The organism is uncultured Sphingomonas sp. (assembly GCF_934560975.1).
In the GTDB taxonomy this organism is placed as follows: domain Bacteria; phylum Pseudomonadota; class Alphaproteobacteria; order Sphingomonadales; family Sphingomonadaceae; genus Sphingomonas_I.
Window position 1 is genome coordinate 67,271 of sequence record NZ_CAKTFO010000014.1, and the last position, 11,419, is coordinate 78,689.

The 11,419-nt window shown below is 67.5% G+C and carries 13 protein-coding genes and 1 tRNA gene; 10 read left to right on the forward strand and 4 right to left on the reverse strand.

The genetic code is table 11. The features are described 5' to 3' along the window. Nucleotides 1–16: 16 nt before the first annotated feature. Nucleotides 17–409 (forward strand): hypothetical protein, encoded by a 393-nt coding sequence (locus tag Q0D93_RS10185; protein WP_294393560.1) that lies wholly within the window; start codon nucleotides 17–19, stop codon nucleotides 407–409. Here the strand turns inward: Q0D93_RS10185 and Q0D93_RS10190 are convergent, their stop codons facing one another. The 4 genes from Q0D93_RS10190 to Q0D93_RS10205 are packed head-to-tail and all read right to left on the reverse strand — an operon-like array spanning nucleotide 410 to nucleotide 5,199. Further along, on the reverse strand, nucleotides 410–2,125 hold the full coding sequence (locus Q0D93_RS10190; protein ID WP_294393562.1) for an AMP-dependent synthetase/ligase: 1,716 nt from the start codon (nucleotides 2,123–2,125) through the stop codon (nucleotides 410–412). 4 nt (nucleotides 2,126–2,129) lie between these two features. Further along, nucleotides 2,130–3,866: a gamma-glutamyltransferase gene (gene ggt / locus Q0D93_RS10195; protein WP_294393564.1), complete on the reverse strand. Its 1,737-nt coding sequence runs from the start codon at nucleotides 3,864–3,866 to the stop codon at nucleotides 2,130–2,132. Nucleotides 3,867–3,923: 57 nt separating this feature from the next. After that, nucleotides 3,924–4,127, reverse strand: a complete 204-nt coding sequence (locus Q0D93_RS10200) for a hypothetical protein (protein ID WP_294393566.1) — start codon at nucleotides 4,125–4,127, stop codon at nucleotides 3,924–3,926. Nucleotides 4,128–4,161: 34 nt separating this feature from the next. Then, nucleotides 4,162–5,199, reverse strand: coding sequence for a quinone-dependent dihydroorotate dehydrogenase (locus Q0D93_RS10205; RefSeq protein WP_294393568.1), 1,038 nt, complete (start codon nucleotides 5,197–5,199; stop codon nucleotides 4,162–4,164). Nucleotides 5,200–5,272: 73 nt separating this feature from the next. Here Q0D93_RS10205 and Q0D93_RS10210 point away from each other — a divergent pair, with 73 nt between their 5' ends. The 9 genes from Q0D93_RS10210 to Q0D93_RS10250 all read left to right on the forward strand — a co-directional run bounded on the left by Q0D93_RS10210 (nucleotide 5,273) and on the right by Q0D93_RS10250 (nucleotide 11,353). After that, nucleotides 5,273–5,623 carry a YbaN family protein gene (locus Q0D93_RS10210; RefSeq protein WP_294393571.1) on the forward strand — a complete coding sequence of 117 codons (351 nt, stop codon included), beginning with the start codon at nucleotides 5,273–5,275 and terminating at the stop codon, nucleotides 5,621–5,623. A gap of 72 nt (nucleotides 5,624–5,695) precedes the next feature. Further along, the gene (locus tag Q0D93_RS10215) at nucleotides 5,696–6,160 is read left to right on the forward strand and encodes an SUF system Fe-S cluster assembly regulator (RefSeq protein ID WP_294393575.1); all 465 of its coding nucleotides are present in this window, start codon (nucleotides 5,696–5,698) and stop codon (nucleotides 6,158–6,160) included. Next, entirely contained in the window at nucleotides 6,157–7,629 is a 1,473-nt protein-coding gene (gene sufB, locus Q0D93_RS10220) for a Fe-S cluster assembly protein SufB (RefSeq protein ID WP_294393579.1), read from the forward strand. The genes Q0D93_RS10215 and sufB overlap by 4 nt, the downstream gene beginning before the upstream one ends. A 114-nt stretch (nucleotides 7,630–7,743) precedes the next feature. Next, nucleotides 7,744–8,487 carry a Fe-S cluster assembly ATPase SufC gene (gene sufC / locus Q0D93_RS10225; RefSeq protein ID WP_294393582.1) on the forward strand — a complete coding sequence of 248 codons (744 nt, stop codon included), beginning with the start codon at nucleotides 7,744–7,746 and terminating at the stop codon, nucleotides 8,485–8,487. After that, a complete protein-coding gene (locus Q0D93_RS10230; protein WP_294393586.1) occupies nucleotides 8,484–9,212 on the forward strand; it encodes a SufD family Fe-S cluster assembly protein in 729 nt (242 codons plus the stop codon). The genes sufC and Q0D93_RS10230 overlap by 4 nt, the downstream gene beginning before the upstream one ends. Before the next feature lie 2 nt (nucleotides 9,213–9,214). Next, nucleotides 9,215–10,420 carry a cysteine desulfurase gene (locus Q0D93_RS10235; protein WP_294393614.1) on the forward strand — a complete coding sequence of 402 codons (1,206 nt, stop codon included), beginning with the start codon at nucleotides 9,215–9,217 and terminating at the stop codon, nucleotides 10,418–10,420. After that, nucleotides 10,417–10,884, forward strand: a complete 468-nt coding sequence (locus Q0D93_RS10240) for an SUF system Fe-S cluster assembly protein (RefSeq protein WP_294393591.1) — start codon at nucleotides 10,417–10,419, stop codon at nucleotides 10,882–10,884. Before Q0D93_RS10235 ends, Q0D93_RS10240 begins: the two co-directional genes overlap by 4 nt. Before the next feature lies 1 nt (nucleotide 10,885). Next, the gene (locus tag Q0D93_RS10245; protein WP_294393594.1) at nucleotides 10,886–11,242 is read left to right on the forward strand and encodes an iron-sulfur cluster assembly accessory protein; all 357 of its coding nucleotides are present in this window, start codon (nucleotides 10,886–10,888) and stop codon (nucleotides 11,240–11,242) included. Nucleotides 11,243–11,277: 35 nt separating this feature from the next. Continuing rightward, nucleotides 11,278–11,353, forward strand: a tRNA-Thr gene (locus Q0D93_RS10250). Nucleotides 11,354–11,419 lie beyond the last annotated feature (66 nt).

Genomic DNA, 11,419 nt, shown 5'->3' on the forward strand with positions numbered 1-11,419 from the left:
CGGGCGTTGGCCGTCCATGATCCGCATGTCCGTCCTGCTGGGCTGCGCAGCCCTTCTCGCAACCCCGTCGCTTGCCAAGCGGCAGGATCCAGACTTTGAACTGGCCAAGCTGTTGGCGGGGCGCTCCCCAGGCAAGCCGGTCGATTGCCTGCCGCTCAGCCGTTATTCGGATACGCGCACGATCGGATCGACCGTCGCCTACCGGGTGGCGTCCACCTGGTACGTCAACCGCTTCAGCGGCGGCTGCCCCAGCCTGCGCCCCGGCAATGCGCTGGTGAGCCGGCATAACAGTTCGCGCATCTGCCGGGGCGACATTGCGCAGGTCGTGATCCCCAGCGCCGGCGTGCCGCTCGGCAGTTGCGTGTTCGACAGCTTCACGCCTTATACGTCGCCGCGCAAGGACAAGTGATCACCGCGCGTAGAGCGCGTCCAGCCGATCCCCATAGCGCGCCCGCAACACGTGGCGCTTGACCTTCAGCGAGGGCGTGAGCGCGCCATTGTCGATGGTGAAGGGCTCGTCCGCGATCAGGAAGCGGCGGACGCGTTCGGTGGTGGACAGGCGCGCATTGACCCGGTCGACGGCTGCCGAAAGCCCGTCCCGAACCGAAGTCCCGGCGGGTAGAGCGGAGGCCCATTCGCGATCCGCCACGATCAGGCCGACCAGATAGGGCCGCCGGTCTCCCACCACCATCGCCTGCGCGATCTCCGGCTCCAGCGTCAGCATGCCTTCCACCCGCTGGGGCGAGACATTGTCGCCCTTGTCGTTGACGATGATGTCCTTCTTGCGATCGGTGATGACCAGGCGGCCCGCATCGTCGATATGGCCGACATCGCCGGTATGCAGCCAGCCGCCGACCAGCACGCGCGCCGTCTCCGCCTCGTTCCGCCAATAACCGTGCATCACGTTTTCGCCGCGCGCCAGGATCTCGCCATCCTCCGCGATCCGCACCTCGCAGCCTTTCAGCGGCGGGCCGACCGTGTGCATGGCGATACCGGCCGCCGGGCGATTGACCGCGATCACCGGCCCCGCCTCGGTCTGGCCATAACCCTGGCAGAGGTTGAGGCCCAACGCCTGGAAGAAGCTGCCGACTTCCGGGTTGAGCGGCGCCCCGCCCGACACCAGCGCCTTGATCCGCCCGCCGAACCGCTGCTGCACCCGCTTGCGGATGGTGCGGTCGAGCAGGGGCTTGAGCAGGCCCGCCTTCGGGCTCAGCGCCGCGGCGAGCAGCCACCGCGCCACCCTGCCCTGCTTGTCGATGCCCTTCAGGATGCGGGCGCGCAGCAGCTCGAACAGGCGCGGCACGACCACCATGATGGTAGGCCGCACCTCCTCCATGTTCGCCGCCAGCCGCTCGATGCTCTCGGCATAATAGATTTGCGCGCCGATGCTGATCGGGAAATGCTGGCCGGCGCTATGCTCATAGGCATGGCTCAGCGGCAGCAGGCTGAGGAACACTTCGTCTCCCGCCCCGAAATCGCCGCGGATCACGTCATCGGCACCGGCGCAATTGTGGAGGATCGCGCCATGATGCTGGCGCACGCCGCGCGGCGCGCCGCCGGTGCCGCTGGTGTAGATGATGCAGGCGAGGTCCTGGCGGGTGAAGTCCGCGCCCGCCGCGCAGGCCGCCACGTCGCCCGGCTGCTCCGCCAGCATCGTCGCCCATTGGTGCAGGCGCGCATTGCCGGCGGCACCGACGGCCAGGGGATCGATGCCGATCACGATCCGGCAATCGTCGGACGCCGCAATCGCCGGCAACAAGGTATCGGCAAGCGCCGCCGTGGACACGATCGCCGCCCGCGCGCCGCTGTCGGCCAGCACATGGGCATGATCGGCGGTGGTGTTGCTGGTATAAGCGGGCACGGTGACGCAGCCCGCCGCCATGATGGCGAGGTCGGCGATGCACCATTCCGGCCGGTTTTCCGACACCAGCAGCACGCGGTCGCCGCGCGCCAGCCCCAGTGCGCGCAATCCCTCGGCCAGAGCCGCGACCTGATGCGCGACCGCGTTCCAGCTCCACGCCCGCCAGCGTCCGTCATGCTTGTCGAACAGGAACGATGCATCGCCTTTCTCCGCCACCCGCGCGAAGAAGAGCGAGACCAGGTTCGGGGCGGATGCAATCTCCATGGTCCTACTCCGCCGGCGTGCCGCTCTTGCGCTGGCGGCGGGCGATGGTGGTGGTCCGGCCCGTCTCGCTCATCCACACGCCTTCGCTGCGCGGATCGGCCGCGCCGACCCACCGGCCGCCCACCTTTTCGATCGCGTTGCACTTGAGGCCGAGCTTGCCCGGCTGCAACCGCTCGCCGAGTTGCGCCAAGGCAGGCAGCATCCCCTCCAGCTCCGTCCCCTGTTCCACCACGCCGCCAGGCGCGGGCGTGTAGATCAGCCCCATCGCGATCGCGTCCTGCGCGCTCATGTTCCAGTCGAGCACGCCGATCAGGGTCTTGGCGACCTGGGCGATGATGGTCGATCCGCCCGCCGCGCCGACCGCGATCCGCACCTGCCCGTCCGGGCCATAGACGATGGTCGGCGCCATGGAGCTGCGCGGCCGCTTGCCGCCTTCCACCCGGTTGGCGACCAGCGCGCCGTCCTTGTCCGGCACGATGTCGAAATCGGTCAGTTCGTTGTTCAGGAAGATGCCGTTCAGCGTCAGGCCCGATCCGAACGGGCTTTCGATGGTCGACGTCACCTCCGCCACATTGCCGCTGCGGTCGGTGGCGGTCATGCTGGTGGTGCCGGCGGGCTCGCTCTGCGGGGCGACGATGCGCGGCGGTGCGCCGACGGGGTTGCCGGGTGCCACTGTCGCCATGGTGCGATCGGGCGCGATCAAGCCGGAGCGGTCGGCAAGATAGGTCGGGTCGGTCAGGCCGGGGATCGGCACCGACACATGATCGGGATCGCCCATGTAAGCGTCGCGATCGGCATAAGCGAGCCGCTCACTCTCCGCCAGCAGGTGCCATGCGACCGGCGAGGCGCGCCCCATCGCGCCGATGTCGAACCGCTCCAGCTGCTTCAGGATCATGAACACGGTGGCACCGCCGGAGGAAGGCGGCCCCATGCTGCAGATGCGATAGGTGCGATAGGTGCCACAGACCGGCGCGCGTTCCTTGGCGCTGTAGCTGGCGAGATCGCCCGTGGTCATCCTGGACGGGTTGCGCGTCGCTCCGTTCACCGTCGCCACCAGGCTTTGCGCGTTCGGGCCGACGTAGAAGCTGTCCGGGCCTTGCTTTGCGATCCGTTCGAACAAGGCCGCCTGTTCGCGATTGGCGATCACGGTCCCGACCGGCTTGGGCGTCCCGTCCGGCTGGAAGAAGCGGGCGCGCGCCCAGGCATCGACATGGCCGCCATAATTGCCGAGCGACTGGTTGAGGCGCGGGGTGACCTTGAACCCCTTGCTCGCCAGCCGGATCGCCGGCCGGAACAGGCGCGCCCATGGCAGCTTCCCGTAGCGGCCATGCACCAGCGCCATCATGCGGAGGTTGCCGGGCACGCCGACGCTACGCCCGCCGGGGATGGCGTCGCGGTGGCTCATCGGCCGGCCCGCCGCATCGTAGAACCAGTGCGGACCGGCCGCCATCGGCGCCTGCTCGCGCCCATCGAAGCTGGTGGTGCTGTTGCCGCGCGCGTCATGGTGGACCAGGAAGCCGCCGCCGCCGATGCCGGAGCTTTGCGGCTCCACCACGTTCAGCGCCAGCATCATCGCCACCGCCGCGTCCGCCGCACTGCCGCCCGCGCGCAGGATCTCGACCCCCGCCGCCGCCGCCCGGGGATCGGCCGCGCTGACCGCCCCCGGCACGCCGGTGCGCGCGGGCAAGGATTGGACGGCAAGGCTTGCGAGCAGTGCGGCGGAGACGAGGCGGCGGATCATCGCCTTACGATAGCTGCCGATGGCGGGGGAGCAAGCACCCGCGCGGCACCGCGCCGGTCAGGCCTGTTGCTGGCGGCGAAACTGCATCCACAGGGCGGCGAGGAACAACAGGCTGACTGACGGCAAAGCAAGCCCGACCGCAACGGCGGCGATGGTCGTCCGGGTCACGAGCAGGCCGAACCCTAGCCCGGCGGCGCAATTGACGGCCAGGAACATCATCAAAATAGTCAGTACCGGCCAGGAAAAGGCACGTTGCGTCATGACATCCTCTCTCGGCGCCACTGCTAGCGTGTGGTCACCCGTCTGATCCGATGGCCGTCAGGATCGTCCGATGGCCCTCGTCCTTGATTAACGTTAACATGTCTTTTTCGATCCGTCGCGCAAGTCCTGGTCCGCCATAGACCAGCGCGCTGTAAAGCTGGACCAAAGTTGCGCCGGCCTTGATCCGGGCGAACGCATCGGCGCCGCTGGCGATGCCGCCCGCCGCGATCAGCGGCAGCGCGCCGCCGGTGGCGCGTCGGAAATCGTGCAGCCGCTCCAGCGCCAGATCCTTCAGCGGCGCGCCCGACAGCCCACCCGCCTCGCCGGCATGGGCGCTGCGCAGCGCCGGGCGGGAAATGGTGGTGTTGGACACGATCAGTCCGTCGATCCGCCGGTCCAACGCCACTCGCGCGATCGCGTCCATGTCCTGCACCGCCAAATCGGGCGCGACCTTCAGGAAGATGGGCGGGGTGGCGGCCCCGCGCGCCTCCAGCGCCGCGTGGAGCAGTTCGTCCAGTGCCGCCGCATCCTGCAAGGCGCGCAGGCCGGGCGTATTGGGCGAGGAGATGTTGATGGTCAGGTAGGAGGCCACCGGCGCCATGGTCCGCACGCCTGTGGCATAATCGGCGACGCGGTCCACGGCATCCTTGTTGGCGCCGATATTGACGCCGACGAGGCCCGGTCGGCCGGCGCGCTTGTGCAGCCTGGCCAGAGCCGCCGCCTGGCCGCCATTGTTGAAGCCCATCCGGTTGATGACGGCGCGGTCCTCCACCAGCCGGAACAGGCGCGGACGCGGATTGCCGGACTGGGGCAGGGGCGTGATCGTTCCCACCTCGACGAAGCCGAAGCCGAGTGACAGGAAGGCGTCCGGCACCTCCGCATCCTTGTCGACCCCTGCGGCCAGCCCGACGGGCGAGGGGAAGTCCAGTCCCCCCACCCGCACCGCCAAGGCAGGATCGTGCGCCACCGGAGTCCGGCGCGGCATCGCCTTGAGCATCGCGATGGTCAGCCGGTGCGCGCGCTCCGGATCGAGCGAGAAGAGCAGGGGGCGGAGGAGCGGAAAGGCGCGCATCCCGCGGCTATGCCGGTGCGGGATGCCTACGTCACCTTGAACTTGGGGCCGCCATGCCGCACGTCAACGGACGATGCGCCTTTTCTACCTCGCCGCCGGCTTCCTCGCCCTCGCTCTGGGGGTGATCGGCATTTTCCTGCCGCTGATGCCGACCGTGCCGTTCATGCTGCTCGCCGCCTTCTTCTTCGCGCGCAGCAATCCGGAATGGGAGGCGAAGCTGCTGGCCGATCCCCGCTTTGGCCCGCATATCCGGGCGTGGCGGGAACGCGGCGCGATCAGCCGGCTGGGCAAGACCGCCGGCATAGTCGGTCTGTGCGGCAGCGCGATCATGGGGCTGGTGTTCCTGTATGCGCCCTGGCGCTACGTGCCGCTGGCGGTGGCGCTGCTGTGCGGCAGTTGGATCGCGACGCGGCCGACCGCCTGAGGTCGCTTCCCGCTTGACCCAAGGCCACGGAGGCACCATCTGGCAATCGGAATGAATCGGTCCGATTGAAACATGCGCCTGTCCAACCTTGCCGACTATGCGGTCGTGATGCTCGCCGCTGCCGTGCGCAGCGACGGCGCGCGGCTGAACGCAACTTGCCTGGCGGAGACGACCGGCGTGCCGCTGCCGACCGCGCAGAAGCTGGTCGGGCGGCTGTCGTCCGCGGGGCTGCTCGTCTCCTCGCGCGGGACGGGCGGCGGCTTTCGCCTCGCGCGTGCGCCGACGGAGATCAGCCTGGCCGACATCGTCGAGGCGGTGGAAGGCCCGATCGCGATGACCGCCTGCGTAGAGCAAGGACGGCACGATTGCGGGCTGGACCATCAATGCCAGGTCCGGCCGCATTGGGCGGCGGTCAACGATGCGATGCGCGGTGCGCTGGCGGGGGTGAGTCTTGAACAGCTCGCCGCGTCGACACCGTTTGTTCCGGGTGACGTAACGGCGCCACGCGCCAGCAATGGAGTAGAGGTGGGCGCATGAGCGACACCATGGTCAAGAATGCCGAAGCCTATGCCGCTGTCGAGAAGACCTATGAATGGGGCTTCACCAGCGACATCGAGCAGGAGTTCGCCCCCAAGGGCCTGAACGAGGATATCGTCCGCTTCATCTCGGCCAAGAAGGACGAGCCGGAATGGATGCTGGAGGCGCGACTGAAGGCCTATCGTCACTGGCTGACGATGGAGAGCCCGGACTGGGCCCGGCTCGATATCGCGCCGATCGATTATCAGGACGCTTATTATTACGCCGCGCCCAAGGTGAAGCCGACGCTGGCGAGCCTGGACGAGCTCGATCCCGAAATCCGCCGCACCTATGAAAAGCTCGGCATCCCGATCGAGGAGCAGAAGGTGCTCGCGGGCGTCGAGGGTAGCCGCAAGGTGGCGGTGGATGCGGTGTTCGACAGCGTCTCCGTCGCCACCACCTTCCGCGAGGAATTGAAGAAGGCCGGCGTCATCTTCCTGTCGATCAGCGAGGCGGTGCGCGAATATCCTGAGCTGGTGCGCAAGTGGCTCGGCAAGATTGTGCCGATGCACGACAATTACTTCGCGGCGCTCAATGCGGCGGTCTTTTCCGACGGCACCTTCGTCTACGTGCCGGAAGGCGTGCGCTGCCCGATGGAGCTGTCCACCTATTTCCGCATCAACGCGGCCAATACCGGCCAGTTCGAACGCACCCTGATCGTGGCCGACAAGGGGGCCTATGTCTCCTATCTCGAAGGCTGCACCGCGCCGATGCGCGACGAGAACCAGCTGCACGCCGCCGTGGTGGAGCTGGTCGCGCTGGATGATGCCGAGATCAAATATTCCACCGTCCAGAACTGGTATCCGGGTGATGCCAACGGTGTCGGCGGCATCTACAATTTCGTGACCAAGCGCGCGCTCTGCCAGGGACGCAACAGCAAGGTCAGCTGGACCCAGGTGGAGACCGGCAGCGCCATCACCTGGAAATATCCGTCCTGCGTGCTGGCGGGCGAGAACAGCGTGGGTGAGTTCTACTCGGTGGCGGTCACCAACGGGCGTCAGCAGGCCGATACCGGCACCAAGATGATCCATCTTGGGCGCGGATCGCGCTCCACCATCGTTTCCAAGGGCATTTCCGCCGGGCGTTCGGACAATACCTATCGCGGCCTGGTCCGCGTCGGGCCGACGGCGGAGGGGGTGCGCAACTTCACCCAGTGCGACAGCCTGCTGCTCGGCTCCGAATGCGGCGCCCACACGGTGCCCTATATCGAGGTGCGCAACCCCAGCGCGCAGATCGAGCATGAGGCGACCACCAGCAAGATTTCGGACGACCAGCTCTTCTACGCGATGAGCCGCGGGCTGGATCAGGAGGCGGCGGTCGCCCTGATCGTCAACGGCTTTGCGAAAGAGGTGCTGCAACAGCTGCCGATGGAGTTCGCGGTGGAGGCGCAGAAGCTTCTGGGGATCAGCCTTGAGGGGAGTGTCGGGTGATCCTGCACCGTCGCTCCTGCGTAGACGGGAGCCTGCCCTTTCATCAACGCGCATTGTTCTTTGCGGCAACAGACATGGGCCCCTGCCTGCACAAGGGCGACGGAATCACATCAGATGCTTAACATTGAAAATCTCCACGCCGAAATTGACGGCAAGTCGATCCTCAAGGGTCTTTCGCTCTCCATCGGGGCGGGCGAAATCCATGCGATCATGGGACCGAACGGGGCGGGCAAGTCGACGCTGGGTTACGTCCTCGCCGGGCGGCCCAATTATGAGGTGACCGAGGGTTCGGCCGCGTTCGACGGCGCCGACCTGCTCGACATGGCGCCGCATGAGCGCGCCGCCGCCGGCCTGTTCCTGGGCTTCCAATATCCGGTCGAGATACCCGGAGTCTCCAACCTCCAGTTCCTGCGCGAGGCGCTGAACGCCCAGCGGCGCGGCCGGGGCGAGCAGCCCTTGTCCGGCGCCGAGTTCCTGAAGCTGGCGCGCGCCCAAGCCGACGCGCTCGGCCTGCCCGCCGACATGCTGAAGCGCCCGGTCAATGTCGGATTTTCCGGTGGTGAGAAGAAGCGCGCGGAGATGGTGCAGATGGGGATCATCGACCCCCGGCTCGCCATCCTCGACGAAACCGACAGCGGGCTCGACATCGACGCGCTGCGGGCGGTGGGTGCCGGCATCAACACCATCATGCGCAAGCCCGACAAGGCGGTGCTGCTGATCACCCATTATCAGCGGCTGCTGGATTATGTGCAGCCGGACTTCGTCCACGTCCTGGCGGCTGGACGGATCGTCCGTTCGGGCGGGCCGGAACTTGCGCTGGAGCTGGAGCGCGAGGGCTATGGGGCGATCGCGGCGTGACCGCATTGCCCACCAAGCGCGAGGAGACGTGGCGCTATAGCGACCTGGATGCGGTCGCCCGCGTTTGGCCGGTGGAAACGCACCGCCATGTGGTGGCGCCGGGCGAGAGCTTCGCGCGCGACATCATCATCGACGGCACGTCCGACATTGCGATCGAGGATTTCGAGGTCGAGATCGGGGCGGGGGCGCGGGCCGACTTCCGCGTGGTCGTCGCCGGCGAGCGGCTGGGCCGCGTATTCATCAAGGTCCGGCTGGGCCAGGGCGCCGCATTCACCCTGTCGGGCGCGATCATCGGCGGCGGGGGCAGCACGCAGGAAATCGTCACCCGCGTTCTCCACGCCGAACCCGACGCCACCAGTGCGCAGACGGTGCGCGCCATCCTGGGGGCGAAGGCAACCGGTTCCTATCTCGGCAAGGTCGCGGTAGCACGCGATGCGCAGCGCACCGACGGCAGCCAGTCGGTCAAGGCGATGCTGCTCGACCGGTCGGCGACCGCCAATCTGAAGCCGGAGTTGGAAATCTTTGCCGACGACGTGAAGTGCGCGCATGGTGCCACGGTCGGTGAGCTGGACGCGCAGTCGCTCTTCTACCTCGCCAGCCGTGGCCTGCCGCCGACCGAGGCCAAGGCGCTGCTGCTGCGCGCGTTCGTGGGCGGACTGTTCGAAGGCGACGATGCCGAGGCGTTGAGCCAGGCTGTCGACGCCGCGCTGGAGCGGGTGCTGTGAGCATGCTGACCGAGGCCCGGCCGCTCGACCTGGTCGCCGATTTTCCGGCGATCCCGCAGGGTTGGGCCTATCTCGACACCGCCGCCACGTCGCAGAAGCCGAAGCCGGTGCTCGACGCGATCACGCGCGCTTATGGCGAAACCTACGCCACCGTGCATCGCGGCGTCTATCAACGCTCGGCCGACATGACCCTGGCCTATGAGGCGGCGCGCGAGGCCTGCGCCCGCTTCGTCGGCGGTCGGACGGACGAGATCGTGTTCGTGCGCGGCGCGACCGAGGCGATCAATCTGGTCGCATCCAGCTGGGGCAATGCGCACCTGAAGGCGGGCGATCGCATCCTGCTGAGCCAGCTGGAGCATCATTCCAACATCGTGCCATGGCAATTGCTGCGCGCGCGGACGGGAGTGGAGATCGACGTTTGCCCGCTCACCGTGGACGGGCGGATCGACCTCGATGCGGCGGAGGCGATGCTGACGCCGGCGCACAAACTGGTGGCGCTGGCCCATGTCTCCAACGTGCTGGGGTCGGTGCTGGATGCGCCGCGCGCGGTCGCTTTGGCCCATGCGGTCGGCGCGAAGATCCTGCTCGACGGGTGTCAGGCGGTGCCGCGCATGGCTGTCGACGTCGTGGCGCTCGGCTGTGACTTCTACGTCTTTTCGGGTCACAAATTGTATGGCCCCACGGGTATCGGTTGCCTCTGGTCCCGGGCCGAAATCCTCGACGCCATGCCGCCTTATCAGGGCGGCGGGTCGATGATCGACCGGGTCAGCTTCGTGCGCACCACCTGGGCGCCGCCGCCGACCCGGTTCGAGGCGGGCACCCCGCATATCGTGGGCGCGCTCGGCCTCCATGCCGCGATCGACTATGTGGAGGGCATCGGTCTGGACGCCATCCACGCGCACGAGACGGCTTTGGTCCGCCGCACGCGCGATGCACTGGGCGCGCTCAACAGCGTCACCCTGTTCGGGCCGGAGGACTCTGCCGGCATCGTCAGCTTCGCGGTGGAGGGGGTGCATCCCCACGATGTCGGCACCATATTGGACGAGAGCCGGGTGGCGATCCGCGCCGGTCATCACTGCGCGCAGCCTTTGATGGAGATGCTGGGCGTTCCGGCGACGGCGCGAGCCAGCTTCGGCGTTTACAACGGTCCGACCGACGTGGACGCATTGGTGAACGGGATCGAGCGGGTGAGGCGCATCTTCGGATGAACGAGGAACGAAAGATCGTGGTCGAAGAGTTGAGCGAAGCACCGTCGGCGCCGCCCAAAGCGCGCGTCGAGGATGCCGAAACCGGCGAGGGCCGCACCCGCGATTATCTGTCCGGCTTCCTGGCGGAACAGCCGCGGCCGCTGGCCGGCAACGAACCGGGCGGGAACCTCTACGAGGCGGTGATCGACGCGCTGAAGGAAATCTACGATCCCGAAATCCCCGTGAACCTCTACGATCTCGGGCTGATCTATGGGGTGGATGTGACCGGTGACGGGCATGTCTCGATCACCATGACGCTGACCACACCGCATTGCCCCGTGGCCGAATCGATGCCGGGTGAGGTGGAGCTGCGCGTGGGATCGGTGCCGGGCGTGGGCCTGTGCGACGTCAACCTGGTCTGGGATCCGCCGTGGGACCCGCAGAAGATGTCGGACGAAGCCAAGCTCGAACTGGGGATGCTGTAAGATGGCGACCACCACCGCACGCGTTCGCCCCGCCGCGCTGACGCTGACACCCACGGCGGAGGCGCGGGTCGCCGACCTGATGGTGCAGGCGCCGGAGGGTGCGATCGGTGTCAAGCTGTCCACCCCGCGCCGGGGCTGTTCGGGGCTGGCTTATTCGGTCGATTATGTCACCGCCGTCAGCCCGCTGGACGAGAAGGTCGCGACGTCCGGCGGCGACCTCTATGTCGACGGGGCGAGCTTGCTCTACCTGATCGGCAGCACGATGAACTGGGTGGAGGACGATTTCACCGCCGGCTTCGTGTTCAACAATCCCAATGCCAAGGGCAGCTGCGGCTGCGGCGAGAGCTTCACCGTCTAGTGTTTGCCCGCAAGATCGGGCAGAAGCGCCGATGTGCCGGCCTAGCTCAGCTGGTAGAGCAACCGCCTTGTAAGCGGTAGGTCGTCGGTTCGAGTCCGACGGCCGGCACCATCTGCGATAGCCTCAAGCGCCGGCGGCGACATACGTCGCCCTGGCTATCCTCGCATAAGCTCGGGC

Excerpts from the sequence above, each read along its gene's own strand:
- Q0D93_RS10235 (WP_294393614.1), top strand. The coding sequence starts at position 9,215 with ATGCTGACCGAGGCCCGGCCGCTCGACCTGGTCGCCGATTTTCCGGCG.
- Q0D93_RS10190 (WP_294393562.1), bottom strand. The coding sequence starts at position 2,125 with ATGGAGATTGCATCCGCCCCGAACCTGGTCTCGCTCTTCTTCGCGCGG.
- Q0D93_RS10240 (WP_294393591.1), top strand. The coding sequence starts at position 10,417 with ATGAACGAGGAACGAAAGATCGTGGTCGAAGAGTTGAGCGAAGCACCG.
- Q0D93_RS10200 (WP_294393566.1), bottom strand. The coding sequence starts at position 4,127 with ATGACGCAACGTGCCTTTTCCTGGCCGGTACTGACTATTTTGATGATG.
- Q0D93_RS10245 (WP_294393594.1), top strand. The coding sequence starts at position 10,886 with ATGGCGACCACCACCGCACGCGTTCGCCCCGCCGCGCTGACGCTGACA.
- Q0D93_RS10215 (WP_294393575.1), top strand. The coding sequence starts at position 5,696 with ATGCGCCTGTCCAACCTTGCCGACTATGCGGTCGTGATGCTCGCCGCT.
- ggt (WP_294393564.1), bottom strand. The coding sequence starts at position 3,866 with ATGATCCGCCGCCTCGTCTCCGCCGCACTGCTCGCAAGCCTTGCCGTC.
- sufB (WP_294393579.1), top strand. The coding sequence starts at position 6,157 with ATGAGCGACACCATGGTCAAGAATGCCGAAGCCTATGCCGCTGTCGAG.
- Q0D93_RS10210 (WP_294393571.1), top strand. The coding sequence starts at position 5,273 with ATGCGCCTTTTCTACCTCGCCGCCGGCTTCCTCGCCCTCGCTCTGGGG.
- sufC (WP_294393582.1), top strand. The coding sequence starts at position 7,744 with ATGCTTAACATTGAAAATCTCCACGCCGAAATTGACGGCAAGTCGATC.
- Q0D93_RS10205 (WP_294393568.1), bottom strand. The coding sequence starts at position 5,199 with ATGCGCGCCTTTCCGCTCCTCCGCCCCCTGCTCTTCTCGCTCGATCCG.
- Q0D93_RS10185 (WP_294393560.1), top strand. The coding sequence starts at position 17 with ATGATCCGCATGTCCGTCCTGCTGGGCTGCGCAGCCCTTCTCGCAACC.